General features: G+C 67.4%; 3 protein-coding genes and 1 pseudogene. 1 reads left to right on the forward strand and 3 read right to left on the reverse strand.

Features of this window, described 5'->3' with window-relative positions:
- Nucleotides 1–335: pseudogene (locus tag AC1D1G_RS43565) on the forward strand (low molecular weight phosphatase family protein); the annotation flags it as partial.
- On the opposite strand, the gene AC1D1G_RS43570 reads toward AC1D1G_RS43565, so the two are convergent.
- The 3 genes from AC1D1G_RS43570 to AC1D1G_RS43580 form a co-directional block, all read right to left on the reverse strand.
- Nucleotides 319–1,476 (reverse strand): sulfotransferase family protein, encoded by a 1,158-nt coding sequence (locus AC1D1G_RS43570; protein WP_283353546.1) that lies wholly within the window; start codon nucleotides 1,474–1,476, stop codon nucleotides 319–321. The pseudogene AC1D1G_RS43565 and the gene AC1D1G_RS43570 overlap by 17 nt on opposite strands.
- A 19-nt stretch (nucleotides 1,477–1,495) precedes the next feature.
- A complete protein-coding gene (locus tag AC1D1G_RS43575) occupies nucleotides 1,496–2,284 on the reverse strand; it encodes an SDR family oxidoreductase (RefSeq protein WP_477956750.1) in 789 nt (262 codons plus the stop codon).
- A gap of 5 nt (nucleotides 2,285–2,289) precedes the next feature.
- On the reverse strand, nucleotides 2,290–3,155 hold an 866-nt coding region (locus AC1D1G_RS43580; protein WP_477956751.1), incomplete at its 5' end, for a hypothetical protein.

A 3,155-nucleotide genomic window follows, 5' to 3' on the forward strand; every position in this document is an offset into this window, starting at 1 on the left:
CCGGTGCCCGCACCGTCGCCGAACTCGCCATCGCGCGAAGGGAGTACGGCCCCATCGACGACGCGAACATCAGCGACCCCGTCGGCCTCGGCGAGGCGGCGTTCACGCACGTGGGAGATCGGATCGCCGCCGAACTGATGCCGCTGCTCGACGCACTCGACCTCGGCAGCGGCACGAAGATGCGGGAACCCGAACCAGAACCAGAGCCCGGACCCGAGCCCGAGCCCGTACCGCTGCTGTCCCCGGTCGTCCACCTGCCGCTGTCGCCCAGGCCGCTGATCGCGGCGCGGGCGGCGTCGTCGATCCTCGACTATCCCGTCAGCTGGTCGCGCTGAACTGATAGTTGGCGAATCTCTCGTCCACCTGCTCGGCCGTCAGCCCGAATTCCTCGAGCGTGTACTTGTGGGACGGGCGGCGGTCGCCGCTGCGACTTTCGGCGTGCATCGCCTCCATCGCCGACTGGGCCGAGGAGCTGAGATCGAGCCCGAAGTGCGTGTAGACCCCTTCGACGGTGCCGAGGGGATCGGCCACGAAATCGTGGTAGTCGACGTCGATGAACTGAGCGGGATCGTGCCGGGTGCGCGCCGCGGTGAACTGCTCGAGCCCCCGGGCCCACAGCTCGAGCTGGCTCTCACCGATGACRCTGCCCCGGAACTTCTCCGACCACCCTTCCGTCGCCTGTTCCGCCAGGCTGCACACCGACGGGACGATCGTGCGCGGCGGCCGGTGGGTCTGGATGATCAGGGCGTCCGGATAGACGGCGAGCAACTCGTCGAGCGCGAACAGGTGGCTGGGGTTCTTCAACACCCAGCGGCGGTCCCGGTCGGGAAGCCCGATCAGCTGCAGGTTCTTCTTGTGTCGCTGATAGGCGTTCGTCCAGTCCTGGCCTTCCAGCCAGCGGGAGTACGTCGGGAGAGACGCCAGGCACTCGTAGGAGATCGACTTGAACGTCTGCCGCAGCAGCTGCCAGCACTCCTCGACCTCGCTCGCCGACATATAGTGCACGCCCATGAATTCGGGGCGTTCGATGTGGTGACGGCTGAAGCCCTCCTCGATCTTCTGGAACACGGGATTCGATTCCCAGGTCTCGCGCGGCGGCCGGGGCTGGGGCATCTCGGTCAGCCACATCTCCAGGCCCTGATGCGACGGGTCCGCGGTGAGCAGCCGGTGCAGCGCCGTCGTTCCGGTGCGGGGAAGCCCGGTGACGAAGATCGGCCGCTCGATCCGCACGTCCGCGTGCTCGGGGTGCTGCTTCCACGCCGCCTCGCTCAGCAGCCGCGCCACCAGGGCGCCGCGGAGGAACACCCGCGACACCTTGCTGCCGAGCGGGGTCAGTTGCTCGTCGACGTGGTAGGAGTCCAGCAGGACGCCGAGGGCCTCGGTGTAGTCGTCCACGCCGAAGTCGGTGAGGCCGGTCAGGCGGGTGGCCGAGGCGTGAAGGTCCTCGACCGTCCCGACGGTGGTGCGCTCGCTCATGATGCTCCGGTTCTCGTCGCTAGTGATGGAATTCGCCGCAGTTGACGTCGAGGCACTGGCCGGTCACGGCGCTCGCCAGCGGTGAGGCCAGGAAGATCACGGCGTCGGCCACTTCCTCGGTGGTGGGGAGCCTCTTCAGGTCGGTGTTCGCGGCGGTGTGTTCGTAGATCTGCTCGACGGTCGTCCCGTACTTCTCGGCCTGGTGCGTGAAGTACTGCTTCAGCGTGTCACCCCAGATGTAGCCGGGGGCAACGGAATTGACGCGGATTCCCTGCGGTCCCAGTTCCGTGGCGAGCGACTGCGACGTCGCGAGCAGGGCGGATTTGGCCATCTTGTAGCTGCCGTACCGTTCCTGGGAGTGCCGGAGCACCATCGAGTTGATGTTCACCACCGCTCCGTTCGATTCGGCGAGTGCGGGGGTGAACAGCTGGGTCAGCCGCAGCGCCCCGAGCACGGTCAGCTCGAAACTGCTGCGGATGTGGTCGAATTCCGTGCGGGCCAGCGGTTTCATCGACGGAACCGAGAACGCGTTGTTGATCAGCACGTCGACTTTGCCGTACGCGTCGACGGCCGCGGACACCAGATTCTCGGCAGACGCCTGATCCGTGATGTCGGTCGGGACGGTCACCGCGCGGCGGCCGACGGCGATGATCTCCTTGGCCACCTCGTCGAGACGCGATGCGGTGCGGGCGGCCAGCACCACGTCCGCGCCGGCGTCGGCGCAGCGGACGGCGAGGGTGYGGCCCAGGGCCGGTCCGACGCCGGAGATGACGACCACCCTGTCCTGCAGGAGTTGCGGAGTAGTCATGGCGCTCACCCCAGCATCCGGTCCGCGACCGCGGCCTGGCGTGCGGCGATGCGTGCGGCGAAGTCCTCGGGCGAGATCTTGTTGGAGTCGTAGTACGGCAGCGCCCGATGGATCTCGTCGAACTTCACGACCTCGATGCGGGGCCCGTCGTCCGGGGTCAGTTCACGGGAGACGCGTTGCCAGCGGAACTGCAGGTACCCGCGGAGGTGCCCGACGGTGGCGATCCAGTTGGCCACGCCGGGGTTGCGCTCGCTGACGACGAGACGGATGTGGTCGTCCGGATCCACCTGCGACTGGGCGACGTTCAGCGAGGTCTGGTGATTGACGTAGTCGAGGGAGATGTACCACATGCTGCCCAGCTGAAAACCCTGGTAGGGCACATCGGCTTTCGGGACGGTGATGACGATCGCCTCGTCGTCGGCGAGTTCGTAGTGCCCGACGGACGAGTACTGCGTGGCGAGGCCGCCCGGTGTCAGCCGCGGTTCGGTCATCGTGTTCACCGGCAGGTTCAGGTAGAACCACTCCGGGAACTGCAGCCACGTCTTGACCCGGGAGACGAGGGCTCTGCCCGCACGGGCGTAACGCTTCTCGACGGCTTCCCGGGTGAGCGGCCCCGGAGCCGTACCCGTCGTATCCGCCCTGGCGATGCGGATGGTGCCGCGCTGCTGGCTCCAGTCGCTGTACACCTCCCGGACCACCAGTTGCGACGAACCCGGCGCGAGGGTGAAGTAGTTGCGCCTGCCTGCGCTCTCGTCGGGGCCGAATCGCACCTCGAACGAGCCGTCGGGGGCGATGTCGATCTCCCGGTCGTCGAACGCGGTGACGCTGCCGGGAACGTGTGCGGCCGTGTAGTTTCCGCTCAGCACCTGGA

The organism is Rhodococcus sp. P3_B8 (genome assembly GCF_056402775.1).